Annotated in this window: 23 protein-coding genes; 17 read left to right on the top strand and 6 right to left on the bottom strand. The window is 71.0% G+C overall.

Annotated elements, in window-relative coordinates; translation table 11 throughout:
- Positions 1 to 353 precede the first annotated feature (353 nt).
- From DLJ49_RS15430 to DLJ49_RS15420, 3 genes are read right to left on the bottom strand one after another with little or no spacing between them, the layout of a single operon-like run.
- Positions 354 to 1,139 carry a maleate cis-trans isomerase family protein gene (locus tag DLJ49_RS15430; protein WP_115394453.1) on the bottom strand — a complete coding sequence of 262 codons (786 nt, stop codon included), beginning with the start codon at positions 1,137 to 1,139 and terminating at the stop codon, positions 354 to 356.
- Positions 1,136 to 2,302, bottom strand: a complete 1,167-nt coding sequence (locus DLJ49_RS15425) for a M24 family metallopeptidase (RefSeq protein WP_115394452.1) — start codon at positions 2,300 to 2,302, stop codon at positions 1,136 to 1,138. Before DLJ49_RS15425 ends, DLJ49_RS15430 begins: the two co-directional genes overlap by 4 nt.
- Positions 2,295 to 3,338: a pyridoxal-phosphate dependent enzyme gene (locus tag DLJ49_RS15420; RefSeq protein WP_369932585.1), complete on the bottom strand. Its 1,044-nt coding sequence runs from the start codon at positions 3,336 to 3,338 to the stop codon at positions 2,295 to 2,297. The genes DLJ49_RS15425 and DLJ49_RS15420 overlap by 8 nt, the downstream gene beginning before the upstream one ends.
- Before the next feature lie 645 nt (positions 3,339 to 3,983).
- Here DLJ49_RS15420 and DLJ49_RS15415 point away from each other — a divergent pair.
- Genes DLJ49_RS15415 through DLJ49_RS15375 form a run of 9 tightly spaced genes read left to right on the top strand, consistent with a single transcriptional unit; the run spans position 3,984 to position 13,385 of the window.
- Positions 3,984 to 5,090: an NAD(P)H-dependent flavin oxidoreductase gene (locus DLJ49_RS15415; RefSeq protein ID WP_158547483.1), complete on the top strand. Its 1,107-nt coding sequence runs from the start codon at positions 3,984 to 3,986 to the stop codon at positions 5,088 to 5,090.
- Positions 5,087 to 6,004 carry an ABC transporter permease gene (locus DLJ49_RS15410; protein WP_115394450.1) on the top strand — a complete coding sequence of 306 codons (918 nt, stop codon included), beginning with the start codon at positions 5,087 to 5,089 and terminating at the stop codon, positions 6,002 to 6,004. Before DLJ49_RS15415 ends, DLJ49_RS15410 begins: the two co-directional genes overlap by 4 nt.
- On the top strand, positions 6,004 to 6,858 hold the full coding sequence (locus tag DLJ49_RS15405) for an ABC transporter permease (protein ID WP_115394449.1): 855 nt from the start codon (positions 6,004 to 6,006) through the stop codon (positions 6,856 to 6,858). Before DLJ49_RS15410 ends, DLJ49_RS15405 begins: the two co-directional genes overlap by 1 nt.
- Positions 6,855 to 7,868, top strand: a complete 1,014-nt coding sequence (locus DLJ49_RS15400) for an ABC transporter ATP-binding protein (protein WP_115394448.1) — start codon at positions 6,855 to 6,857, stop codon at positions 7,866 to 7,868. The genes DLJ49_RS15405 and DLJ49_RS15400 overlap by 4 nt, the downstream gene beginning before the upstream one ends.
- Positions 7,865 to 8,890, top strand: coding sequence for an ABC transporter ATP-binding protein (locus tag DLJ49_RS15395; RefSeq protein ID WP_115394447.1), 1,026 nt, complete (start codon positions 7,865 to 7,867; stop codon positions 8,888 to 8,890). The genes DLJ49_RS15400 and DLJ49_RS15395 overlap by 4 nt, the downstream gene beginning before the upstream one ends.
- Positions 8,887 to 10,383 (top strand): ABC transporter substrate-binding protein, encoded by a 1,497-nt coding sequence (locus DLJ49_RS15390; protein ID WP_115394446.1) that lies wholly within the window; start codon positions 8,887 to 8,889, stop codon positions 10,381 to 10,383. The genes DLJ49_RS15395 and DLJ49_RS15390 overlap by 4 nt, the downstream gene beginning before the upstream one ends.
- A gap of 54 nt (positions 10,384 to 10,437) precedes the next feature.
- The gene (locus DLJ49_RS15385) at positions 10,438 to 11,061 is read left to right on the top strand and encodes a cysteine hydrolase family protein (protein WP_115394445.1); all 624 of its coding nucleotides are present in this window, start codon (positions 10,438 to 10,440) and stop codon (positions 11,059 to 11,061) included.
- A 12-nt stretch (positions 11,062 to 11,073) separates the two neighbouring features.
- Positions 11,074 to 11,970 (top strand): amidohydrolase family protein, encoded by an 897-nt coding sequence (locus DLJ49_RS15380; RefSeq protein WP_115394444.1) that lies wholly within the window; start codon positions 11,074 to 11,076, stop codon positions 11,968 to 11,970.
- Positions 11,967 to 13,385, top strand: coding sequence for a phenylacetate--CoA ligase family protein (locus DLJ49_RS15375; RefSeq protein WP_115394443.1), 1,419 nt, complete (start codon positions 11,967 to 11,969; stop codon positions 13,383 to 13,385). Before DLJ49_RS15380 ends, DLJ49_RS15375 begins: the two co-directional genes overlap by 4 nt.
- Before the next feature lie 167 nt (positions 13,386 to 13,552).
- Here DLJ49_RS15375 and DLJ49_RS15370 read toward each other — a convergent pair whose 3' ends face one another.
- Positions 13,553 to 14,167 carry a TetR family transcriptional regulator C-terminal domain-containing protein gene (locus DLJ49_RS15370; RefSeq protein WP_115394442.1) on the bottom strand — a complete coding sequence of 205 codons (615 nt, stop codon included), beginning with the start codon at positions 14,165 to 14,167 and terminating at the stop codon, positions 13,553 to 13,555.
- 114 nt (positions 14,168 to 14,281) lie between these two features.
- Here DLJ49_RS15370 and DLJ49_RS15365 point away from each other — a divergent pair, with 114 nt between their 5' ends.
- Positions 14,282 to 15,610, top strand: a complete 1,329-nt coding sequence (locus tag DLJ49_RS15365) for an omega-aminotransferase AptA (protein ID WP_115394441.1) — start codon at positions 14,282 to 14,284, stop codon at positions 15,608 to 15,610.
- Between the two features lie 15 nt (positions 15,611 to 15,625).
- On the opposite strand, the gene DLJ49_RS15360 is transcribed toward DLJ49_RS15365, so the two are convergent.
- Positions 15,626 to 16,765, bottom strand: a complete 1,140-nt coding sequence (locus DLJ49_RS15360) for a glycosyltransferase family protein (RefSeq protein ID WP_115394440.1) — start codon at positions 16,763 to 16,765, stop codon at positions 15,626 to 15,628.
- A gap of 141 nt (positions 16,766 to 16,906) precedes the next feature.
- Between DLJ49_RS15360 and DLJ49_RS15355 the strand changes: the two genes are divergently transcribed.
- The 7 genes from DLJ49_RS15355 to DLJ49_RS15325 all read left to right on the top strand — a co-directional run bounded on the left by DLJ49_RS15355 (position 16,907) and on the right by DLJ49_RS15325 (position 23,846).
- The gene (locus DLJ49_RS15355; protein ID WP_115394439.1) at positions 16,907 to 18,157 is read left to right on the top strand and encodes a Zn-dependent hydrolase; all 1,251 of its coding nucleotides are present in this window, start codon (positions 16,907 to 16,909) and stop codon (positions 18,155 to 18,157) included.
- Positions 18,158 to 18,258: 101 nt separating this feature from the next.
- Positions 18,259 to 19,719, top strand: a complete 1,461-nt coding sequence (gene hydA, locus DLJ49_RS15350; protein WP_115394438.1) for a dihydropyrimidinase — start codon at positions 18,259 to 18,261, stop codon at positions 19,717 to 19,719.
- The gene (locus DLJ49_RS15345; RefSeq protein WP_115394437.1) at positions 19,719 to 20,033 is read left to right on the top strand and encodes a hypothetical protein; all 315 of its coding nucleotides are present in this window, start codon (positions 19,719 to 19,721) and stop codon (positions 20,031 to 20,033) included. Before hydA ends, DLJ49_RS15345 begins: the two co-directional genes overlap by 1 nt.
- Positions 20,014 to 20,844 carry an ABC transporter ATP-binding protein gene (locus DLJ49_RS15340; protein WP_115394436.1) on the top strand — a complete coding sequence of 277 codons (831 nt, stop codon included), beginning with the start codon at positions 20,014 to 20,016 and terminating at the stop codon, positions 20,842 to 20,844. The genes DLJ49_RS15345 and DLJ49_RS15340 overlap by 20 nt, the downstream gene beginning before the upstream one ends.
- A 118-nt stretch (positions 20,845 to 20,962) precedes the next feature.
- On the top strand, positions 20,963 to 21,868 hold the full coding sequence (locus DLJ49_RS15335) for an ABC transporter permease (RefSeq protein ID WP_233489078.1): 906 nt from the start codon (positions 20,963 to 20,965) through the stop codon (positions 21,866 to 21,868).
- Positions 21,869 to 21,968: 100 nt separating this feature from the next.
- Positions 21,969 to 22,820, top strand: coding sequence for an ABC transporter permease (locus DLJ49_RS15330; protein ID WP_115394434.1), 852 nt, complete (start codon positions 21,969 to 21,971; stop codon positions 22,818 to 22,820).
- A 45-nt stretch (positions 22,821 to 22,865) separates the two neighbouring features.
- Positions 22,866 to 23,846, top strand: a complete 981-nt coding sequence (locus DLJ49_RS15325; RefSeq protein ID WP_115394433.1) for an ABC transporter substrate-binding protein — start codon at positions 22,866 to 22,868, stop codon at positions 23,844 to 23,846.
- Positions 23,847 to 24,090: 244 nt separating this feature from the next.
- Here DLJ49_RS15325 and DLJ49_RS15320 read toward each other — a convergent pair whose 3' ends face one another.
- Positions 24,091 to 24,612, bottom strand: a complete 522-nt coding sequence (locus DLJ49_RS15320; RefSeq protein ID WP_115394432.1) for a hypothetical protein — start codon at positions 24,610 to 24,612, stop codon at positions 24,091 to 24,093.
- Between the last annotated feature and the right edge of the window lie 289 nt (positions 24,613 to 24,901).

The raw sequence follows: 24,901 nt of genomic DNA, 5'->3' as shown, positions 1-24,901 counted from the left end.
CACCGAGGCTCTGCCGAAAGGCGCGGGGGCGGTCTTTCTCCCCAGTGGCCCGCCCGGCGCGACCGGGCCGTTGAGCGCCGGAGAGCGCGGCATGGCGCCGTTGCCAGATGCAGACGCGGCGCCTGCCTCTGCGTCACCTCGGACGTGCGGCCAATATCGCGCCCGCCGCGATGGGCGGTGCCACCCGGCCCGACCGCTCGCCGCGCGTACGGGCGCCGCACCCGCGCCGCTGTCGGGCCTGCGCCTCGCCGGCACTGCGCCTGAAGGTCGTCGGGCAGGCGCGCGCTCGGGCAGACGCGCGCTCGGGCGGGGCTCGCGGCAAGAGGCGCTGCGAGATCCTCGCCGGTCCGCCCTCATGCAACGGGGCTTGCGGCGCCGCGCTCCGGCAAGCCTGACGGCACAAGTCGCGACAGGCACCCCGGCGCATCGGCCGACAGCCGCGCGCGGCCGAGACATGCCATGTGCCACGCCAGCACCTGGTTGCTGCTCAGCACCGGACGGCCCAGTTCCGCCTCGAGGCCGTCGATGACCTCGAGCGTGCGCAGATTGGTGCAGGACAGAAAGATGGCCTCGCCGCCGGACGCAGCCGCCCGGCGCGCGGCGTCGCGCACTGCGTCGGGGTCGATCCGGGCCACGCGCGCCTCCACCTCCTCTCCGAAGGACAGTGCGGCGGTGACGTCGAAGCCCGCCCCCTCGAAGGCGCGGCGGATCGGCCGCGCCACGCTGTCGATGTAGGGCGAAACGATGGAGACCGATCGCGCCCTCAGAGCACCGAGCGCCGCGAAGGCGGCCGTCAGCGGGTCGGTGACCGCCGCCGCTCCGCTTGCGCCCCGCACCAGCTCGGCCACCCGCGCCGCGCCGATGAGCGTGCTGCCCGACGTGCAGGCATAGCCCACCGCGCCGAACTCGGCCGCGGGCGGCAACAGCGCCGCGGCCTGCGGCAGCGTCCGTTCCATCGCCGCGATCGTGTCGGGGTTGAGATCCGCGCCCGACGGGATGCGGCTGACATGGAGGGCGACATCCGCGTGCAGCAGGCGGCGGAAATCCCGCTCGATCGTCTGGTCCACCTGCAGCACGATCAGCCCGAGCGTGGCCGGGGCGCCGGTCGTCGGCGTCAGGCTGTAGGGCAGCCCGGTCACGCGCCGATCACCGGAAGCTCGGCCGGAGCGCGCGCCGACAGAAGCTCCGCCCCTCCGGCGCGAAGCACGACGTTCTCCTCGTGGACGAGGATGCGGCCGGGCGACACCTCCGCTCCGGGCTCCAGCGTCAGCACCATGCCCTCGCGCAGGACCGTCTCGTCGAGCGGCGTGAACGAGGGCCACTCGGTCAGTGACAGCCCCAGCCCGTGCCCCAGCCGCCCGGCGGCAGGCGTGGCGCCGCGCGATTCCAGCGCCGTCGCCAGCAGGCGGTGAACGTCGCAGGCGCGCATCCCGGGCCGCAAAGCGCCGAGCGCCGCCTCGGTCGCCTCGTGCAGCGCGGCATGGGTGCGCCGGGCGGCGTCGCCGGCATGGCCGATGGCGAAGTTGCGGTCGAAATCGCAGAAATGGCCGTCGCGCACCGCCCCGGTATCGAGCATCAGCACGTCGCCCGGGCGCAGCGGCCTGTCGTCGGCGGGCGAGATCACGTCGGCGTAGCCGTCCGGCCCCGCGCCACCCGCGACGTAGGCGACCCAGTCGGCGCCTTCCTCGAGCAGCGCGCCCTGGAAGCGGCGGAAGACGTCGGCCAGCGTGCGCCCCGCGCCGGCGATGTCCGGCATCCGGCCGAAGGCGCGGTCGGCCACGCCGCAGGCTGCGCGGATCCGCTCGATCTCGGCGTCCGACTTCACCTCGCGCACGCGGCGCACCACGTCGGTCGCGTCCGCGAAGGCGCGCGGCGCGAGGGCCTCGACCACCTGCGCGTGATCGGCGAGCGGCATGCGCAGATGCGTCTCCGGCCCCATGGGCAGGCCGATGTGGCCCCGCTCCGGCACGGCCTCCGCCAGCGCGCCGACCAGCAGGCTCACGCCGTCGTCCCGCGGGTCGGGAGCTTGCCACGTGCGGATGTCGGTCACCCAGGTGCGGGCCATGAGCTCCGCCCCGATGGCGGGGATGACGGCCACGGGCATTCCGGCGGCGGGCACCACGACGAACCAGGGCCGCGCCGGGCTTTCCCAGAACCGGGTGAGAAAGCCGGTGACGTAGAAGACGTCCGGCGGCGTCGTCAGCAACAGGGCGTCGAGGCCCGCCGCCGCCATGCCCTCCTGAAGGGCCTCGACGCGCCGCCGGTATTCCGCCGCAGGGAAAACGAGCGAGCGCTCAGCCATCCTCTGCGCCCTCGCTCAGGATGGCGAGGACCCGCGACTCTGCCCCGACACCCGGAAGGCCGGCGAGCAGCGCCGCGACCCCCGCCGCGCCCGAAGGCGTCGTGGCCAGGCCCGCTCTGGCCAGCGTGGCGACGGCTGTCTGCGCCTGCTCCTCGGTGACGGTGGCGAAGAGGTCGGCGTCGCGAGACAGGCCGCCCAGCGCGATCATCGAGGGCGTCTTGCAGTCGAGCCGCCCCATCGCCGAGACCGGCCCCCGGGCGGTGACGAGCCGCCCCGCGCGGACGCTCTCGATCAGCGCGGGCGCCGCCTGCGGTTCCACGACCACGATGGTCGGCACGTCGCCCCAGACCGCCCGCGCATGGGCCGCCACGGCGGCGGCCATCCCGCCCACGCCCGCCTGCAGAAGGATGTGCGTGGGCGGCGGGCCGACCTGCTCGATCGCTTCGGCGGCAAGCTGCAGGTAGCCCTCCATCACCCGCCAGGGCAGGTCGGTGTAACCGGGCCACGAACTGTCGGACAGCAGCGTGCCCTCGCCCGTATCGGCCGCCCGCTCGGCCGCCGCCATACTCTCCTCGTAGGTTGCGCCGGCCCGAACGACCTCGGCGCCCTTTTCCGCGAGGCGCGCCGCGAAGCCCTCCGGCACGGTCCGCGCGAGGAAGATCCGTGCCCGTGCGCCGAACAGCCGGGCGCCCGCCGCGACGGAGAGGCCGTGGTTCCCCGCGCTCGCCGTGACGAAGGTGCGCCCGGCCAGAGCTGTCGCCCAGGGGCCGCCCGCGTCGGCCGCCTCGCGGGCGATGGCGTAGGCGGCGCCGAGCGCCTTGAAGCTGCCAAGACCCATGCGCCCCCGCTCGTCCTTCAGCAAGACATGCGCCACGCCGGCCCGGTCGGCGAGCTCGGCAAGATCGACGAGCGGTGTGCGCGCGTGGGCCGGGCAGTGGGCGAGCAGCTCGGCCACGGGCGCGGGATCGGCCGCCGGCATGGGCGCGAAGCCGGGCATCCCGCTTCCGCGGAGCGGGTTCTTGACGACGTCGGGCACGGCTCACCTTCGGTTCGGTATGGCGAGCCTACTGCGCCGATAAGGGAAAGTCTCGGCTCGAGTCGAGCCGGGGCGGCCGCGAGAAGCGCGGTCTCCTTTTCCATGATCCCGTCCGCCCTGCCGCGCCTTCCGTTCAGGATCGGGGCGGCGGCGACCGTGATCGCCGGCCACAAGACCGCCTCGACGGGGTGGCCGGGCGCGCCGCAGGCACCAGACCGGCAGGAACGGACGGGATGGCCGGGCGGGCCTCGCACGCAGGATGACCTTCCGACACGCGGGCGGCCATGCACGACACCGCCGCCCCGCGACTGCGCGGCGTGGGGAGGACCGGCGAGCCGGGTCCGGGCGGGGCGTTCGCAGGCAGGCTGTCGATGGTCGCTTGCGGGGGGCACGTGCCGGCACCTGCGGCGCGGCGGGCGCGCCGCCGTCAAGACTGCCCGCCGACAGCCACGGCCCTCCCACAGCCAGCCACCGCGCTCCGCGCCGCCGGGTGTCCCTGCTCCGTGGCGGCCGTAATGCGCCAGACCCCGACCAGAGTGCCGGTCGGATGGTCCGCGGCGGCAGAGGCAGGCCACGAGGGAGCGGTAGCTGTTGACAGTTGACATGTTGCCGGTAGCCTCGGGGCAAACAGGGAGCGTGACTGGCATGACACCGACGCGAACCCCGCCATGGGGACTGGCGAGCCGCACGCGCCGACTCGGCGCGCTGATGGGGGTCGACCTGCCCATCCTCGGGGCGCCGATGGGCGGTGTGGCGGGGCCCGACCTCGCGGCTGCGGTGTCGAACGCGGGCGGGCTCGGCGTTCTCGGTCACGCCAATCTCGCCCCGGACCGCGTGCGCGACGAGATCCGGCGCACGAGAGAGCTCACGGATCGGCCCTTCGGCATCGGCCTTCTGTTCCCCTCCGGCGCGCCGCCCGAGCGAGACCCGGCCGCCGCGCCGGCGCCTCTGCCCGACTTCCTGCGCGCGCTGGGCGACCCGGATCCGCGGGTCTCGGTCGTGGGCGAACGCACCTACGATCACGAGATGGCCGCCGAGCGGCTCGAGATCGCCATCGCCGAGGGGGTTCGGGTGCTGACCTGCGGCCTCGGCGTGCCCGAGGCGGTGGTCGAGCGGGCGCATCGCGGCGGCATGGTGGTGGTGTCGCTCGTCGGCAGCCTCAAGGCGGCGCGCGCGGCCGAGGCGCGGGGCGTCGACGCCATCGTGGCGCAGGGCCACGAGGCGGGCGGGCACACGGGCCGCACCTCTACGCTGGTGCTGGTGCCGCAGATCGCCGACGCGGTGCGCGTGCCGGTGATCGCGGCGGGCGGTATCGTCGACGGGCGCACGCTGGCCGCCGCGCTGATGCTCGGTGCCGAGGGCGGGCTGGTGGGCACCGCCCTGATCGCCACGCCCGAGGCGCAGACGGCGCAGACGCACAAGGCGGCGGTGGTGGCCATGGCCGATGACGACACGGTCGTCTCGCGGACCTATACCGGCAAGCCCTCGCGCGTGATCCGCAATCGCTACACCGAGGCGTGGAAGGGCCACGAGCACGAGGTGCTGCCGATGCCGGCCCAGTGGGAGATGGTCGCCCCCCTCGTCCTGCCGGCCAAGCAGAAGGGCTCGATGGAGATCGGCAACTGGCCGACGGGGCAGGGCGCCGTTCTGGTGCGGGCCGAGCGCTCGGCCGTCGATGTCGTGCGCGCGATGGCGGCCGATGCCGAGGCGTGCCTGTCCGGCGGCCGCACGGCGGCGGACGGAGAGGCATGACGCGCTACCTCGCCCGACGCCTCGTGCAGGCGGCGCTGACGGTCTTCGGCGTCGTGACGGCCGTCTTCTTCCTGGTGGAGCTGTCGGGCGACCCCGCGGCGCTGCTCCTGCCCACCGAGGCGACGCCGGAAGACCTCGCTCGCCTGCGCGAATCGCTCGGCCTCGACGAGCCGCTGCTGGTGCGATACCTGACCTTCCTCGGCAACGCGGTGCAGGGCGATTTCGGCGACAGCTTCCGCCAGCGCGTGCCGGCCCTGCCGCTGGTGCTGGAGCGTCTGCCGGCGACGATCGAACTCGCGCTCTCGGCCTTCCTGCTGGGCATCGGCATGGCCTTCGCCGCGTCACTCGCGGTGCGCCTCACCCGGTCGGAGCGGCTGCGCACGGGGCTTCTGTGGGTCGCCTTCACCTTTCAGGCGATCCCCACGTTCTTCTTCGGTCTTATCCTGATCCTCGTCTTCTCGGTCTGGCTCGGCTGGCTGCCCTCGCTCGGGCGCGGCGGGCTCGACCACCTGATCCTGCCCGCCTTCAGCCTCGCCACGTTCGAGCTGGCCCTCTACCTGCGGCTGCTCAACTCGGCCTTCCTGCAGGAGCAGACGCAGGACTACGTGCGCACCGCCTACGCCAAGGGCGGCGGGCGGGCCTGGGTGCTGGTGCGCCACGTCCTGCCCAACGCGCTGCTGCCGATCGTGACGATCGCGGGCATCAATCTCGGCGTGCTGCTCGGCGGCGCCATCGTGACCGAGACCGTCTTTTCCTGGCCCGGCGTTGGGCGGCTGATCGTGCAGTCGGTCAGCCAGCGCGACTACCCCGTGATCCTCGCGGGCGTTTTCGTGATCAGCCTCGTCTTCGTGGTCATCAACCTTCTGGTCGACCTGCTCTATGCCGTGCTCGATCCGCGCGTGAGGTATTCGTGATGCGCGCGCCGCTGGGCTCATGGTCGATGGCCTTCGCCGCCGCCATGCTGGCGACGATCCTCGCGGTGATCATCGTCGTGCCGCTCCTGCCGTTCTACGACCCCTACGAGCAGGACATCATGTCGGGCCTGCTGCGCCCCGGCACCGAGCAGGACGGGCGGCTCTACGTGCTCGGCACCGACTTTCTCGGCCGCGACATGCTCAGCCGGATCGCGCTGGCGGGCCGCGTGTCGCTGATGATCGCCCTCTCGGCGGTGGCGATCAGCCTCGTGATCGGGGTGCTTCTCGGTCTGCTGGCGGGCTGGTTCCGCGGGCCGGTCGAGAACCTCGTGATGGGGCTTGCCGACCTGCAACTGGCCGTGCCGCGCATCCTCGTGGTGATCGCCGTGACGGCCGTGCTCGGCCCCGACCTGGTGACGCTCACGATCCTCCTGGGGCTGACGAGCTGGGTTTCCTACGGCCGCGTCGCCCGTGCCATGGCGCTCTCCCTGCGCGAGCGCGAGTTCGTGCTGTCGGCCACGACGCAGGGCGCGGGCACGGGGTGGAACCTGCGTCGCCACGTCCTGCCCAACGTCATGCCGCAGATGCTGATCCTCGCCTCCTACGAGCTCGGGCAGATCATCGTGATCGAGGCGGCGCTGTCCTATCTCGGCCTCGGCGTGCAGCCCCCCGTGCCGAGCTGGGGGCTGATGATCGCCGAGGGCCAGCAATTCCTCGAGGTGGAGCCGTATCTTTCGCTCCTGCCGGGGCTGGCCATCTTCATGCTGGTCGCGGGCGCGCAGTTCCTCTCGCAGCGGTTCACGCCAGAGGGGGCGGCCGATGCCGACCTCACGGCCCTGAGGCGGCGCAGATGAGCGAGGCGCTGCTCTCCGTCCGCGACCTCGTCGTGGAGTTCGACGGGCCGCGCGGCCCCGTTCGGGTGGTCGACGGCGTGTCGTTCGACGTGGGCGCGGGCGAGGTGCTGGGGATCGTCGGCGAAAGCGGCTCGGGCAAGAGCGTGAGCCTGCTCGCGGTGATGGGCCTTCTGCCCGCAGGGGCGCGGATCGCCGGCGGCGAGATCCGGTTCGACGGGCAGCGCATCGACAACGCGCCGGAGGCCACGCTCCGGGCGCTCCGTGGCGGCGCCGTGTCGATGATATTCCAGGATCCGATGACCTCGCTCAACCCTGTGCTGCGGATCGGCACGCAGATCGGCGAGGCAATCCGCCTGCACGCGCCGCGCACGCCGAAGCCCGAGGTGCGCGAGCGGGTCGAGGCGCTGCTGGCCTCGGTCGGCGTGCCCGATCCCGCCAGCCGCGCCCGCCAGTTCCCGCACGAGTTCTCGGGGGGTATGCGCCAGCGCGCGATGATCGCCATGGCCATCGCCAACGGCCCCAGGCTGCTGATCGCCGACGAGCCGACCACCGCGCTCGACGTCACGATCCAGGCGCAGGTGATGGACGTGCTCGAGGGCGTCTGCGCGCGCAACCACGCCTCGATGATCCTCGTCACCCACGATCTCGGTCTGGTGGCCGAGACGGCCGACCGGATCGCGGTGATGTATTCGGGCCGCGTTGCCGAGACCGGGCCGACCGACGCGCTGTTCGCGCGCCCCTCCCACCCCTACACGCGCGGCCTGCTCGACAGCCTGCCCACGCTCGACGCCGACCACGACGAGCTGCGCTCGATCCCCGGCCAGCCGCCCGACATGGCCGCGCGCCCCCCCGGTTGCGCGTTTCACCCCCGCTGCGCGCTGGGGCAGGGGCGGCCGGCCTGTTCGCGCGAACGGCCCGACCTGCGCACGGTCGGCACCGGCCACGCGGCGGCCTGCCACTACGCCGAAGAGGCGGCGGGCGACGCCCCGCCGCGGGAGGCCGCGCAATGAGGGCGCCGGCGCTAGAGGTGGCGGGGCTCTCCAAGGAGTTCCACGTGCGCAAGCCGTCGGGCTGGGGCCGGCGGGCGCTGCGCGCCGTCGACGACGTGTCCTTCGCCATCCCGCCGGGGCGCACCCTCGGCCTCGTGGGCGAGTCGGGCTGCGGAAAATCGACGCTGGGGCGCATGATCGTCGGGCTGATCCCGCCCACGGGGGGCAAGATCCGGCTGGGCGGCGAGACGGTGCGCGCCAATCGCAGCGCGGCCGAGCGGCGCGGCATCCAGATGGTCTTCCAGGACCCCTACGCCTCGCTCGATCCTCGCATGACGATCCACGACGTGGTGGCCGAACCGCTGCGGATCAACGGCCTCTATTCGGCCGGCAAGGTCGACCGGCTGCTGACGCAGGTGGGCCTCTCGCCCGAGGCCGGCCAGCGGCGACCGGCCCAGTTCTCCGGCGGGCAGCGGCAGCGCGTCGCCATCGCCCGGGCGCTCGCCCTCGATCCGCAGGTGCTGATCCTCGACGAGGCGGTGAGCGCGCTCGACGTCTCGATCCAGGCGCAGATCGTCAACCTGCTGCGCCGGCTCCAGCGTGATCTCGGCCTGTCCTACCTGTTCATCAGTCACGACCTGTCGGTGGTGCGCCACATCAGCCACGAGGTGGCGGTGATGTATCTCGGCCGCATCGTCGAGAGCGGCCCGCGCGAGGCGGTGCTGGGCGCGCCAGGCCACCCCTACACGCAGGCGCTGCTCTCGGCCGTGCCCTCCGTCCACCGCCGCGACCGGTCGCGGCGCATCGTGCTGGAGGGCGATTTGCCGAACCCGCTCGACCGGCCCTCGGCCTGCGTGTTCCGCGGCCGCTGCTTCAAGGCGGCGCCCCGCTGCGCCAACGAGACGCCGGCCCTCGCCGCGCTCGACGGCCACCACCGCGCCGCGTGCCACTTCGCCGAGCCGACCCCGCGCGAGCGGCTGGCCACGCTCGCCCCCGCCGACCGACCCCAGGAAAAGACTGCCAGCAAGGAGGACCACACATGACCCGCACCCTTCGCTCGGGCGCCGCCCTGTCGGCGCTCGCGCTCGCGCTTTCCACGACCAGCGCCCTCGCCCAGAGCGAGATCACGGTCGCGCAGAGCTCGGACATCCGCACGCTCGACCCCTCGGTCGACACCTCGCCGATCTCGCTAAACGTCTTCCAGAACGTCTACAGCGCGCTCACCCAGATCGCCGCCGACGGCGGCGTCGAGCCGGAACTGGCCACCGGGTGGACGTCGAACGACGACAGCACCGAGTGGACCTTCACGCTCCGCGAGGGTGTCACCTTCCACGACGGCACGCCGCTGACCGCCGAAGACGTGGTCTGGACCTACGAAAAGATCATGGCCGACGAGGGCTCGCCCGTGCGCGCCTATCTCAGCCGCGTCGACACGGTCGAGGCGACGGGAGACTACGAGGTGACCTTCACCCTCTCGGCGCCCTTCGCGCCGTGGCCGCGGCAGCTGACGCTCGTCTCGATCCTGCCCTCCGACACCTATCAGGAGCGGGGCGCCGAGGCGTTCAACACCGATCCCGTCGGCTCCGGGCCCTTCCGCATCGTCTCGTGGGACAAGGACGAGGCGGTGACGATGGAGGCGTTCGACGATTACTGGGGCGGCCGGCCCGCCATCGACCGCGTCATCTGGCGCCCGGTGCCCTCCGACAGCGCCCGCGCCGCCGGCCTGCTCTCGGGCGAGCTCGACGTGGTGCCGCTGCTGCCGCCCGCGCTGGTCGAGCGGATCGCCGCCGCCGACGGGGTGGAGGTGAAGACCGTCGCCTCGAACCGCGTGCTCTACATCGGCTTCGACACCAACACGCCCCCCTACGACGACGTGAACCTGCGCCGCGCCATCGACCACGCGATCAACCGCGAGGCCATCACCGAGCGGCTGCTGCGGGGCCTCGGCGAGCCGATGGGGCAGATCGTGGCGCCCGTCACCTTCGGCTACGATCCCGCGATCGAGCCCACGCCCTACGACCCCGACCGCGCGCGCGAGCTGCTGGCGGAGTCGAACTACGACGGGGAAGAGCTGACCTTCCTCTACCCCAACAACCGCTACGCCTTCGGCACCGAGGTGGCGCAGGCGCTGGGCGGCTTTCTCGACGATATCGGCGTGAATGTGCGGCTCGAGGGGATGGAGTATTCCGCCTACTTCCCGCTCTGGCTCGGCAAGGAGCTGAATTCGATCCACATGTTCGGCTTCGGCCCCTCGATCATGGACGCGCAGCTGCCGCTCGGCTCGCTGCTCGCCTCCGACTCGCGCGGCTACTGGTCCGATCCCAAGGTCGACGAGCTGATCGCCGCGCAACTGGCCGAGGCCGACCCCGAGGCGCGGCAGGCGCTCATCAGCGAGATATGGGGCATGGTGAAGGACAACGTGCCCTACTCGATGCTCTACAACGAGGTTCAGGCCTACGGCGTCTCGTCCGAGCTGAACTGGGAGCCGCGGCCCGACGAGCGGCTGCTCTTCGGCGATGCCACGCTGAGCGAGTGAGACAGACCGGCCGGGCGCGCGTCACGTGCCCGGCCCCCCTTCACGGAGACCGGCATGGACAGGCTGACGCTCGACCCCGCCACCACCGCGCTGGTGCTGATCGACATGCAGAACGACTTCTGCGCGACGGATGGCTTCTACGCCCGCGCGGGGCGTGACATCGCCGCGCTCAACGCGGTGATCCGGCCCATCGGCGGCCTGCTGGAGCGGGCGCGGGCGGCGGGGCTGACGGTCGTCTTCACCCGCCTCGTGCACGACGCCGCGCGCGGGCCGATGGAGGCGCGTCACGACCTGAAACCGAAAACCTGGACCACCTCGGGCGACCGCCTGATTCCCGGCACGCCGGGGGTGGAGGTGGTCGACGCCCTCGCCCCCCGCGATGGCGAGATCGTGATCGACAAGCCGGGCTATTCCGCCTTCCACGACACCGACCTCGAGGCGCGGCTCGCGGACCGGGGGGTGAAGACGCTGCTCTTCACCGGCGTCACCACCTATGCCTGCGTGCTCGCCTCGGCCTTCGCCGCCTTCGACCGGGATCTCGACGTGGTGTTCCTCACCGACATGGTGGCGAGCTGGCGGGGCGACCTCGACCGCGCCGCCTTCGACATCGTCGATCTGCTGCTCGGCCATGCCGTGCCGAGCGATGCGCTGGATTTCGCCGCGCGGGGCGCGGCCTGACAGGAGAGCCAGATGGGATACGAGTTCGGCGCCATCGACGCCGTCTGCAACTTCGAGTTCGACATGCCGGGCATCGTCCGCCCGGAATGGTCGAAGACCTTCATCACCGAAAAGATCGGCATGGATGGCGACGTCATCAACGGCTACTCCGTCGATGGCTTCATCGAGAAGATGGACCGCGCCGGCATCGACCATGTCTTCCTCATCGCGGTGAAGGCCGGCTCGGCCAGCCAGAAGATCCACCGCCACATTTCCTACGAGCTGGTCGCCGAGGTCTGCCGCCAGCGGCCCGACAAGTTCTCGGGCCTCGCCGGCATCGACCCGACGATGGGCATGGAGGGCCTGCGCGAGATGGAGCGGGGCATCCGCGACTACGGGTTCGTCGGTGCCCATCTCTACCCGCACTGGTTCGACATGGCGCCCGACCATGCGCGCTATTACCCGTTCTACGCCAAGTGCTGCGAGCTCGACGTGCCGATCCAGATGCAGGTGGGCCATTGCCTGCGCTACTCGGTCGAGCGGCCGCTGAAATCTGTCGGCCGGCCGATCACGCTCGATACCATCGCCTGCGATTTCCCCGAGTTGAAGCTCGTCGGAATCCACATCGGCTGGCCTTGGACGGAAGAGATGATCTCGGTCGCCTACAAGCACCCCAACGTCTACATCGGCTCCGACGCCTACGCGCCCAAGCACTGGCCGGCCGCTTTCGTGCATTTCATCAACTCGTGGGGCCGGAAGAAGGTGATCTTCGGCACCGACTTCCCGGTGATCGACCTCGAGCGCGCGCGGGAGGAGATCGAGGATCTGGGCCTGCGCCCGGCCTCGGCCCGTGCCTTCCTGCGCAACAACGTGATCGACCTCTACAAGCTGCCGCTGCCCAGGGTCGAGATGCCCGAGGCGGCAGAGTGAGCCCCGCCGCGCCTCTCGCGGCCCCGTGGGAGGCGGCGCCCCTGCCCGAGGGCTGGACGCTGCCCGACCTCCTGCGCCGCCCGCCGGCGGAGGTGCGCGCGCTGCAGGACCGGCTGCTCGCCCGCACGGTGGAGCTATGCTACGAGGGCCACCCCTACTACGCCCGCGTCATGCGGGCAGAGGGGCTGGAGCCGCGCCACATACGCTCCGTCGACGAGCTGACGCGCCTGCCGCCTACCTCGAAAGACGATTTCCTGAACGATCCCGACGCCTTCGTGCTCGACCACCCCGATCTGGAGCAGGACGAGCGCACGCTCTGGAAGGTGATCTACACCTCGGGCACCACCACCGGACTACCCGCGCCGATCCGGATCACCACGCGCGACCACTATTCCTACATGTGGGCCTGCCGCCGCCGCGAGGATCTGGTGCCGGTGGTGCCGGGCGACGTGATCGCCTCGCTCTTTCCGCTCACGAAGTTTCCGATGGGCGCCTATGCCCGCGCGCCCGACGAGGCCGCCGCCTGCGGGGCGGGCGTCGTCTTCGGCCTGACCGGGCGGGCGGGAGACGTCTTCGACGTCCATCACTCTCTCGACGATGCGGTGGCCCATGTCGCCCGCCACCGCGCCACGATCCTGTGGGGCGTGGCCTCGTTCATCCGCCGCGTGCTGATCCGCGCGGGCGAGCTCGGCGCCGATTTCGGTTCGGTCCGGATGGCGATGATCACCGGCGAGGCGACATCGCCTGCCATGCGGGCCGACATGCGCCGGCGGATGCGCGAGGTCGGCTGCGCGGGCGAGCTGATCTGCAATCGCTACGGCTCGACCGAGCAGGGGTCGAGCATGGTGGAATGCGCCGAAGGCTCGGGCTTTCACTCGCTCGCCCCCGACCAGGTGTTCCACGAGGTGGTCGAGCCCGAGACGGGCGCGCGCCTGCCCGACGGCGAGGCGGGGCAGCTCGCCTTCACCCACCTCATCAAGCGCGGCACGGTGCTTCTGCGCTACCTGATCGGCGATCACGTGGCGATCGATCACGCGCCTTGCCCCCATTGCGGGCGCACCTCGCCCAGGGTGGCGTCGAACCTGACGCGCACCGGCGATCTGGTGAAGGTGCGGGGCATGCTGGTGAACCTGCGCGCGCTGAAGGACTGGCTCGAGGCGCACCCGCAGGCCGAGGAATACCAGATCGTGATCCGCCCCGAAGATGCGGACGATCCGTTCTCCATGGATGCGCTCGTTCTGCGAATCGCCCCCTCGGAGCCGCCCTCCGAGGCGCTCGCTGCCGCCTTCGCCGAGGCCGCCGCCGCCCGCCTGCACCTGCGCCCTGGCGTCGAATGGGCGACGCGCGACGAGCTGTTCGACCCGCTGCGGGCGGTGAAGCCCGTCCGCGTCGTCGATCACCGTCCGTCCGGCTGAACGGGGCGGCGGCACCGCCGCCGCGCGTGCAGAAGCCACCGGGCACACCGGGCGGCCTCGTCGCCATTCCGTGTCTGGGGCGTGAGGATCCGCTCGAGGATCATCGGATCTGTGCCGCGGGGACGGGCCGCCGGGCGGGAAGCCGCTGCTCAGGGAGGGGCGCGCGATCAAGGCCGCAGCAGGCGGGTGAACAGGTCTGACAGGAACGCATCCGCCTCGTCGAAGGGGCTGCGCGCGCCCCCGAGCACCGCGCGCACCTGCACGTCGAAATCCGCGTAGTGCTGGGTCAGCGCCCAGATCGCGAAGATCAGGTGATGCGGGTCGACCGGCGCGATGCGCCCCGCCTCTGCCCAGGCCCCGATCACCGCCGCCTTGTCGTCGACAAGCGCCCTGAGGTCGCCCGACAGCGTCTCGCCCATGACAGGCGCGCCGGCCAGCATTTCGCCGGCGAAGAGGCGGCTCTCGCGCGGCAGGGCGCGGCTCATCTCCAGCTTGCGGCGGACATAGCGCAGGATCTCTTCGCGCGGGTTGCCGGCCGGGTCGAGCGCCCGCAGCGGCGCAAGCCAGTTCTCGAGCAGGCTGTCGAGCAGCGCCCGGTAGATCGCGGCCTTGGAAGGGAAGTAGTAGAGCAGGTTGGCCTTGGACAGGTTGGCGGTGCGGGCGATCTCCTGCACCGTGGCGCCGCCGTAGCCCTTCTCCGAAAACACGGTCAGCGCCGCCTCGAGGATCGCGGCGCGGTTCTTCGCCTGGATGCGCGTCGCGGGGCGGGCGTGCTCGGTCATGCTCGGCCGCCTCTCCCGGGCCTCGCTTGTGGGGTCGTCGAGCGCCATGCTAGCGTGTCGCCCACGTCAGCGCCACCGGCCGCGCCCGTCGCGGCCCCTTGCCGGAGACCTCCCATGGCCCTCGACCGTCGCCCCGCCCCGAACGACCTTTCGGCCTTCTGGATGCCGTTCACCGCGAACCGCCAGTTCAAGGCCAAGCCGCGGATGATGGTCGCGGCCGAGGGGATGTTCTACACGACTGCGGACGGGCGGCAGGTGCTCGACGGCACGGCGGGCCTGTGGTGCTGCAACGCCGGCCACAAGCGGCCGAAGATCGTCGAGGCGATCCAGGCCCAGGCGGCCGAGCTCGACTACGCCCCCGCCTTCCAGATGGGTCACCCCAAGGCGTTCGAGCTGGCGAGCGCCCTGCGCGACATGGCGCCGGAGCCGTTCGAGCACGTCTTTTTCACCAATTCCGGCTCCGAAAGCGTGGAATCGGCGCTGAAGATCGCGCTGGCCTATCACCGGGCGCGGGGCGAGGGCAGCCGCACCCGGTTGATCGGGCGCGAGCGCGGCTACCACGGGGTGAACATCGGCGGCATCTCGGTGGGCGGCATCGTCAACAACCGGCGCATGTTCGGCACGCTTCTGGCCGGTGTCGACCACCTGCCGCACACGCACCTGCCCGACATGAACGCCTTCTCGCGCGGCCAGCCCGACCACGGCGCCTACCTCGCCGACGAGCTGGAGCGGCTCGTGGCGCTGCACGGGGCCGAGACGATCGCCGCTGTCATCGTCGAGCCGATGGCCGGGTCGACTGGCGTGCTCCTGCCGCCCAAGGGCTATCTGGAGCGGCTGCGCGAGATCTGCACGAAGCACGGCATCCTCTTGATCTTCGACGAGGTGATCACCGGCTTCGGCCGGCTCGGCTCGTCCTTCGCGGCGGAGCATTTCGGCGTGATGCCCGACCTCATCACTTGCGCCAAGGGCCTGACCAACGGGGTGATCCCGATGGGTGCGGTGCTGGCGACCTCCGAGATCCACGACGCCTTCATGCAGGGGCCCGAGCACCTGATCGAGCTGTTCCACGGCTATACCTATTCGGGCAATCCCATCGCCTCGGCCGCCGGCCTCGCCACGCTGGAGACCTACCGCGAGGAGGCTCTGTTCCAGCGCGCGGCCGATCTCGCCGGCTACTGGGAGGAGGGGCTGCACAGCCTGCGCGACTGCCCCAACGTGATCGACATTCGCAACATGGGCCTGATCGGTGCCATCGAACTCGAACCCATCGCGGGAGAGCCCACCCGGCGCGCCTTCTCGGCCTTCCTCGACGCCTACGAAAGCGGCATCCTGATCCGCACCACCGGCGACATCATCGCGCTGTCGCCGCCGTTGATCATCGAGAAGGCGCATATCGACCAGCTGTTCGGCACGCTGCGCGAGGTGCTGCAGCGCACGGCCTGAGCCCCACCTCGCGCATCACATGAAGAGCGGCGCGTAGGTCCCTGCCGGGCCATCGTTTTCCAGGTAGGCGCGTGCGGCCGAATGGGCCGCGCGCGCGATCCTTCCGCGCCGCTCCGGGTCGGCGGCGAGCGTGGTCGCCTGCTCCGCGAGGTCGGAAAAGTCCCACTTCAGGGCGACGTAGGTCTCGCCGTCGCGGTAGAGGTCGGGCGCCGTGTCGAGGTGGCTCATGTCGGGCTTGAGCAGGACGGCGCCCGCGAGGATCGCCTCGATGTCGCGCCAGCACAGCTCGCCGAAGCCGAAGGGGCTGAAGCACATCTTCGAGGCGCGCAGCTCGGCCATGAAGCGGCCCGGCGCCACCCCGGAGCCGCTGACCGTGGCCAGGCCCGGCACGGCCTGCGCCGCCGCCTCGGCGGCCCGGCGCATGGCGCCGTACCAGCCCCCGGCGCGGGTGCCGCCGAGGCGGACATGCAGGTCGATCTCGCGTTGTCCGTCGGGCGGCGCCCTCCGTGCGAGAAAGCCTTCGGCCAGCCCCGGCGCCGTCAGGAAATTCGGCGCGACGCGGAGCTTCGGGAGAATGCTCTGGGGGATCGCCCAGTCGACCGTCGCCTCCGGCATCCCGAAAAGGTGCCCGTAATACTCGGTGAGGTTCGTGTCGCCCGCGGTCGGTCGCAGATGCGCGGCCCGGTCGGCGAAAAGGCTCTTCTTGAAGTAGAGATCAACTTCCGAGAAGGGGCGCGCGAGCCGGATGTCGGCATTGGCCGAGGTGTCGAGATAGGCGGTGACCGTGCCCTCCGGCAGCCCGCCGAGCAGGCGCGCGAGGGCGTCGTGACGCTCGGGCGGATCGAGCAGCCAGGATTGCGCGATGACGTGCGTCGGCCGCGCGAGGCCCGGGGGCAGGCCCTGCGCGAGCGCCACCCCGGTCTCCAGCAGACGGATCTGCGCGCCGTGGCGCTCGGCGAAAGCGCGGGCATGAAGCACAAAGGGATAGGCCGAGGCATAGGAGATGCGCCCTGGCTCGAACAGGACGAGCAGCCGCCGCCCGGCGCCCGGGGCGAAGGGGCGCCCGTAGAGGCGCGCATGCAGGGGGCGCGTGAGCCGGCCCCGCGGACGGGCCGCCAGCCGGCGCAGCGGCCACGGGATCGCTCGGGCGGCCATCGGGCGCACGTCCTCCACTCGTCGGTGACGCATCGATAGGCAGCGCCGCCGGGACGGGCAAGAGAGGCCCGGCCCGAGGTTGACTAGACCGGGGCCGCGGCACAACGTGGCAGGACCGACACCAAGAAGAGCGGAGAGACGATGCCCGCCCCAGGAGAGAACCTGAAGATCGACGGCGCCCGGCTGTGGGACAGCCTGATGGAGATGGCCACGATCGGCCCGGGCGTGGCGGGCGGCAACAACCGCCAGACCCTGACGGACGCCGACGCCGAGGGGCGCGCGCTGTTCCAGCGCTGGTGCGAGGCGGCGGGCTGCACGATGGGGCTCGACGAACTGGGCACGATGTTCGCCCGCCGCGAGGGCGCCGACCCCGACGCGCTGCCGGTCTATGTCGGCTCGCACCTCGACACGCAGCCCACGGGCGGAAAGTACGACGGGGTGCTGGGCGTGCTGGGCGGGCTCGAGATCGTGCGCACGCTCAACGACCTCGGCATCCGCACGAAGCACCCCATCGTCGTCACCAACTGGACCAACGAGGAGGGCACGCGCTTCGCCCCCGCGATGCTGGCGAGCGGGGTCTTCGCGGGGATGCACGAGCTCGACTGGGCCTTTGCGCGCGAGGATGCGGACGGAAAGCGACTCGGCGACGAGCTGGAGCGGATCGGCTGGAAGGGCGAGGAGAAGGTGGGCGCGCGGAAAATGCACGCCTTCTTCGAGCTGCATATCGAACAGGGCCCGATCCTCGAGGCCGAGGGCAAGGAGATCGGTGTGGTCACCCACGGGCAGGGCCTGTGGTGGCTGCAGGTGACGCTGACGGGCAAGGACGCGCATACCGGCTCGACGCCCATGACCATGCGCGTCAACGCCGGCCTCGGCATGGCGCGGATCACCGAGGCCGTCCACCGCATCGCGATGGACCATCAGCCCGACGCGGTGGGCGCGGTGGGGCAGGCCAACGTCTATCCCAATTCGCGCAACGTGATTCCGGGCAGGGCGGTGTTCACCATCGATTTCCGCTCGCCCGACCTCGACAAGCTGACCTCCATGCGCGAGCGGCTGGAGGCGGAGGCCGCGCAGATCGCCGAGGAGCTCGGCCTCGGCCTCGAGATCGAGCCGGTCGGGCACTTCGACCCGGTGACCTTCGACCCGGGCTGCGTGGGCGCGGTACGGGCGGCGGCCGAGCGGCTGGGCTATTCGCACCGCGACATCGTGAGCGGCGCGGGCCACGACGCCTGCTGGATCAACCGGGTGGCGCCGACCGCGATGGTCATGTGCCCCTGCGTCGACGGGCTGAGCCACAACGAGGCCGAGGAAATCACGCCCGAATGGGCCGAGAAGGGGGCCAACGTGCTCTTTCATGCCGTGGTCGAGACGGCCGAAATCGTGGAGTGAGCGGTCCGGGCGCGGCCGGGGGGCCAGCCCCCCGGACCCCCCGGGATATTTGCAGCAAGAAGAAGCAGCGGTCCGGACGGCCCGCGGGCGAGGGGGTGAAGATGTCGAAGGTGATCAAGGGCGGCACGGTGGTGACGGCCGACCGGCAATGGGCGGCCGACGTTCTGATCGAGGGCGAGAAGATCGCCGCGGTGGGCGAGAACCTGTCGGGCGACGAGGTGATCGATGCGACGGGTGCCTACGTGATCCCCGGTGGCATCGACCCGCACACCCATCTCGAGATGCCGTTCATGGGCACCACGGCGGCCGAGACCTTCGAATCGGGCACCTTTGCGGCGGCGGCGGGCGGCACGACGATGATCGTGGACTTCGTGCTGCCGGGCGACGGCTCGCTGCTGGCCGCGGTCGACGACTGGGACCGCAAGTCGAAGGACCAGATCTGCATCGACATCTCCTACCACATGGCGGTGACCGGCTGGAACGAACGCATCTGGTCGGAGATGGAGACGGTCGTGAAGGAGCGGGGGATCAACACCTTCAAGCACTTCATGGCCTACAAGGGCGCGCTGATGGTCGAGGACGACGAGATGTACGCGTCGTTCAAACGCTGCGCAGAGCTAGGCGCGATGCCGCTGGTGCATGCCGAGAACGGCGACATCGTGGCCGAGCTTCAGCAGAGATACATGGCCGAGGGCATCACCGGCCCCGAGGGCCACGCCTATTCGCGGCCCCCCGAGGTGGAGGGCGAGGCGGCCAACCGCGCGATCATGATTGCCGATGCCGCGGGCGTGCCGCTCTACATCGTGCACGTCTCGTGCGAGCAGGCGCACGAGGCGATCAGGCGCGCCCGGCAGAAGGGGATGCGCGTCTACGGCGAGCCGCTGATCCAGCACCTGACGCTCGACGAGAGCGAGTATTTCGACAAGGACTGGCAGTATGCCGCGCGCCGGGTGATGTCGCCCCCCTTCCGGTCGAAGGACCACCAGGACGGTCTGTGGAACGGGCTCGCCGCGGGCTCGCTGCAGGTCGTGGCGACCGACCACGCCGCCTTCGACGACAGCCAGAAGCGGATGGGCGTGGGCGACTTCACCAAGATCCCCAACGGCACCGGCGGGCTGGAGGAGCGGCTGGCGATGCTGTGGACGAAGGGCGTGGAGACGGGGCGCCTGACGCCCGAGGAGTTCGTCGCCGTCACGTCGACCAACATCGCCAGGATCCTCAACATCTACCCCCGCAAGGGAGCGCTGGTGCCCGGGGCCGATGCCGACGTGGTGGTGTGGGACCCCACCATCCGCCGCACGATCGAGGTGGGCAGCCAGAAGAGCATCATCGACTACAATGTGTTCGAGGGCATGGAGGTGACGGCGCAGGCCCGCTACACGCTCTCGCGCGGCGAGGTCGTCTGGGCCTACGGGCAGAACAGCCAGTCGGCGCCGGGCCGCGGCAAGTTCGTCAGGCGGCCGCCCTTCGCCTCGCCGGTGAAGGCCTATTCGACGTGGAAGGCGCTGAACACACCCCGCAGGATCGAGCGCGATCCGCACAACATTCCGAGCGGAGTGTGATGTGGCGGGCGAGCCGTGACGTGCGCAACGGTCGGTTTCCGGGCTTTGCCCTGATGACCGTCGGCGCGGCGTTGGCAGGCCGGGCAATCCATTCTGGCGTCAAGGCGGCGTCGCGGGGGAGCGCCGCGGACGAGGCGAGCGCCCTGGCGCTTGCCGTGTTCCTCTACGGGGTGGGGCCGGGCGTTGTGGTCATGCTGGTGGCGGCGACGTTTGGATATGCCCTGTGGTATTCGACGGCCCATTTCCTCGTGCCGCTTGCTCTGCCGCTTTCGCTGCTCCTCGGTTGGAGAGTGTATGGTCGATCCAGTGGATAGGCGCTTGTCGCATCCAGCCCAAGCTCCGGCGAGTCTCGCTCCAGTCATTCTGGCAAAGGGGCTCGATCTGACGTTCCGGACGGCGGACGGCCCGGTGCAGGCGCTCAAGGACGTCGACCTGGAGATCGGCCGCGGCGAGTTCGTCAGCTTCATCGGGCCGTCGGGCTGCGGCAAGACCACGTTCCTGCGGGTGGTCGCGGGGCTCGAGCACCCCACGGGCGGGTCGATTTCGGTCAACGGGATGACGCCGGATGCGGCGCGGCAGGCGCGCGCCTACGGCTACGTCTTCCAGGCGGCGGGCCTCTACCCATGGCGGACGATTGCGGGGAACGTGAAACTCCCGCTCGAGATCATGGGCTTTTCGAAGGCGGAGCAGGAGAGCCGTGTTCGAAAAGTGCTATCCCTCGTCGAGCTCGACGGCTTCGGGGGCAAGTATCCCTGGCAGCTCTCCGGGGGGATGCAGCAGCGCGCCTCGATCGCGCGCGCGCTGTCCTTCGACGCCGACATCCTGCTGATGGACGAGCCCTTCGGCGCGCTCGACGAGATCGTGCGCGACCGGCTCAACGAGGAGCTTCTGCGGCTCTGGGCGGCGACGGGCAAGACGGTGGGCTTCGTGACCCACTCGATCCCCGAAGCGGTGTACCTGTCGACCAAGATCGTCGTGATGTCGCCCCGTCCGGGGCGCATCACCGACGTGATCGACAGCGACCTGCCGGCCGAGCGCCCGCTCGACATCCGCGACACGCCGGAGTTCCTCGCGCTCGCCCATCGGGTGCGCGAGGGGCTGCGGGCGGGGCATGCCTATGATTGAGGGCGCATGATCGGGGGCGGGCATGGCTGACGCGGCGCTGACGGCGAGCCCCGGCGCGGGCGTGGCCGGACGGGGGCGCTTCGCCGCGCGAGCGGCGCGGGCGGTATGGCCGGTGCTCATGATCGTCGGCGTGATCGTGGCAATCTGGTATGCCGCCTGCCTGCCGATGAACGTCAAGGAGAGCCTCAACCAGGCCGAGCGCGCCGGCGCCGTCATCGTGCCCGAGGGCGGGCAGGCACGCCGTGACGCCTCGCCCTGGGTGCTCATGGCGCAGAATCCGGGCCACTTGGGCGGGGTGTGGAGCCAGGACCGGCCGCGCCTGCCCGCGCCGCACCAGGTGGCGGTGGAGCTCTACGAGACCACGGTGGGCATGGCGCTGGCGGGGCGGGCCTTTTCCAACCGCTCGCTGTTCACCCATGCCTGGGTGACGCTTTCGGCGACGCTGCTCGGCTTCGGCATCGGCACGGCGCTCGGCATCCTGCTGGCGGTGGGCATCGTGCACAACCGGGCGATGGACATGTCGGTCATGCCATGGGCCATCGCCAGTCAGACCATCCCCATCCTGGCGCTGGCGCCGATGATCATCGTGGTGCTGAACTCGGTGGGCATCTCTGGGCTGCTGCCCAAGGCGCTGATCTCGGCCTATCTCTCCTTTTTCCCGGTGGTCGTCGGAATGGTCAAGGGCCTGCGCGCGCCCGAGGCGGCGCAGCTCGACCTGCTGCGGACCTACAGCGCCACACGCGCCGAGACCCTGTGGAAGCTGCGCCTGCCCGCCTCGATGCCCTATCTCTTCGCCTCGCTGAAGGTCGGCGTGGCGGCCTCGCTCGTCGGTGCCATCGTGGCCGAGCTGCCGACGGGCGCGGTGGCGGGGCTCGGCGCGCGTCTTCTCGCGGGCAGCTATTACGGCCAGACGGTGCAGATATGGTCGGCGCTGTTCGCCGCGGCGCTGCTCGCGGCGGCGCTGGTGGGGCTGATCGCGCTGGCCCAGCGGCTGGTGCTGGGCCGGATGGGGATGGCGCGGTGAGCTGCCCGCGCGCCTCTGGCGGGCCGGTCAGGGGGGCGCTGCCCCCCGGCGCCCGGGGCGCCTCCCCCCGGAGTATTTGGTCCAGGGTGATGGGGCGGGAATGGCGTTGATCGCGGGGTCTCTCGTCTTCTGGGCCGTGGCGTGGTGGCTGAACGTGCGGCTTGCCGCCTCGCGCTGGGCGGGCACCGCCGCGGGGCGGCTGGCGGTGCCGGCGATCTTCGGGTTGACGCTACTGGTGCTGTGGGAGGGGCTCGTGCGGGGGCTACAGGTGCCCTCGGTCATCCTGCCGCCGCCCTCGGCGATCGCGGCGCGCTTCGCCGTCTCGACCGACATCCTCTGGGCCGACTTCGTGCAGACCTTCGTGAAGGGGGCGCTGACGGGCTATGCCATCGGGGCGGTCGCGGCCTTCGCGGTGGCGCTCGCCGCCGACCGGTGGGAGGTGCTTCGCCGGGGCATGTTGCCGGTGGGCAGCTTCATGGCGGCGCTGCCGATCGTGGGCACCGCGCCGATCCTCGTGATGTGGTTCGGCTTCGACTGGCAGTCGAAGGCGGCGGTGGTCGTCGTGATGGTCTTCTTCCCCATCCTCGTGAACACGGTCGAGGGGCTGCGGGCGGCCGACGCGATGCAGCGCGACCTGATGATCACCTACGCGGCAAGCCCGGTGCAGACGCTGCTGAAGCTGCGCCTGCCGGCGGCGATGCCCTTCGTCTTCAACGGGCTTAAAATCTCGACGACGCTGGCGCTGATCGGCGCGATCGTGGCCGAATTCTTCGGCTCGCCCACGCTCGGCATGGGCTTTCGCATTTCCACCGAGGTCGGGCGGCTCGCGCTCGATATGGTGTGGGCCGAGATCGTCGTGGCCGCTTTGGCGGGCTCGGCGTTCTACGGCGCCGTCGCGCTGATCGAGCGCCGGGTGACTTTCTGGCACCCGTCGCAGCGCGGGCGGGGCTGACCAACGAAGAGAAGACCGACAAGGGAGATCGCTGTGAAAAAGACAATGGTGCTCGGTGCGGCGCTGAGCCTTGCCGCGGGAGCGGCGCTGGCGCAGGACGAGGTGACCCTGCAGCTCAAGTGGGTGACGCAGGCGCAATTCGCCGGCTATTATGTGGCGCAGGACCAGGGCTTCTACGAGGCCGAGGGGCTGGACGTGACGATCAAGCCCGGCGGGCCCGACATCGCCCCGCCGCAGGTGCTGGCGGGCGGCGGCGCCGACGTGATCGTGGAATGGATGCCCGCGGCGCTCGCCGCGCGCGAGCGGGGTCTGCCGCTGGTCAACATCGCGCAGCCCTTCAAGTCGTCCGGCATGATGCTGACATGCTGGAAGGATGCGGGGATCGAGAGCCCCGAGGATCTCGACAACCGCACGCTGGGTGTCTGGTTCTTCGGCAACGAGTATCCGTTCCTGTCGTGGATGAGTCAGCTCGGCATCGAGACGGACGGGGCGAGCGAGGGCTCGGTCGAGGTGCTCAAGCAGGGCTTCAATGTCGATCCTCTGCTGCAGCGGCAGGCCGACTGCATCTCGACCATGACCTACAACGAGTACTGGCAGGTGATCGACGCGGGCGTGACCCCGGAGGAGCTGGTGACGTTCAAGTACGAGGACCAGGGTGTCGCCACCCTCGAGGACGGCCTTTGGGTGCTGGAGGAGAACCTGGAGGATCCGGCCTTCGTGGACAGGATGACGCGGTTCGTCCGGGCCTCGATGGAAGGCTGGAAATGGGCCGAGGAGAACCCCGAGGAGGCCGCCATGATCGTGCTCGAGAACGACATGACCGGCGCCCAGACCGAGGAGCACCAGAAGCGGATGATGGGCGAGGTGGCCAAGCTCACCGCTGGCTCCGACGGCGCGCTCGACCCGGCCGACTTCGAGCGGACGGTCGCGACGCTGCTCGCCGGCGGCTCCGATCCGGTCATCACCGCGGATCCCGGCGAGGATGCGTGGACGCATGCGATCACGGACGGTGCGCTTACCAACTGAAGCATCCGGACCGGGACACGACCGGGGCGGTGCGAACGGCGCCGCTCCGGTATGAACGAGGCCCCGCGGCGCCGTGCCGTTGGGGCCTTTTTGGGCGCGTCGGCCGGCCGAAGCGGTTGGCGCGCGCGTTCCGCGGCATGTCGAGGCACGCTGTTGCGCACTGGCCCCCGCCGATCCGGGCGGCAAATGCGCGGGGGCGCGTGCGGGACGGGGGCCGTCCGAGGCGGAACTGGCTGCCCGCCTGTCAGGCGGCGTCGTAAGGCATGCGGGCGCCGATCGCGTCCGGGCGGGCCGGCATGGGCGTCGGGTCGTTGCGGCCGGAGATGCCGGCGGCCTGCGCCTCGGCGGCCTCTTCTCTCAGGCGTGTGATCTCGCGCACGATCTCCATCGGGATCTGCGCGTAGGTCTTGAGCGGACCCGCGGGCTCCGGCCGGAAGGCGATCCCCTCTGGCACGCCGTCGCCCGCCTCGGCCGGCGGCTGCGGCGCGATCAACTCGGGCGGTAGAGATCGGTTGCCGGCGCGACTGTCGTCCACGCGGGGGGCGTTCGCTTGCGTTTCCGCCATCCGGCGGCTGTCCACCGGGGCGGCGTCGCTCGCGGAGTCGGGCTGGCGCACGGCCGCGCTGGTCTGGGGGCCGCCCGCCGGGGGGGCCGGATTTTCGGGGGCGACAACCACCCGGCGGGCCTGGTCGATGGCGCTGTCCTGGGCGGCGTGTCCGAGATCACCCGGCCCGAACGCGGCAGGGCGAAGACCGAAGGTCATCATCGTGACTGCTCCTGTCAAAGGCTGCCCCCAGCCATCTCATGTTGGCCGAAAAACCTTAACGAAGCGTTATGGCGGGTGACGAAAAGCGGACAATTCGCGCCTCATCACGCTGAAGGGGCCGCGCCATGCCGACGCGGCCCCGTCGTGCCTTTCGATGGGCGCCCTCACTCCCTGTTCAGTCTGTTTTCGACGAGGTCGTCGACGACGGTGGGGTCTGCGAGGGTGGAGGTGTCGCCGAGGGAGGCGTGGTCGTTCTCGGCGATCTTGCGCAGGATGCGGCGCATGATCT

It is taken from the genome of Rhodovulum sp. 12E13, from assembly GCF_003340565.1.
GTDB lineage: Bacteria > Pseudomonadota > Alphaproteobacteria > Rhodobacterales > Rhodobacteraceae > HLUCCA09.
This window is presented reverse-complemented; position numbering and strand designations above follow the sequence as displayed.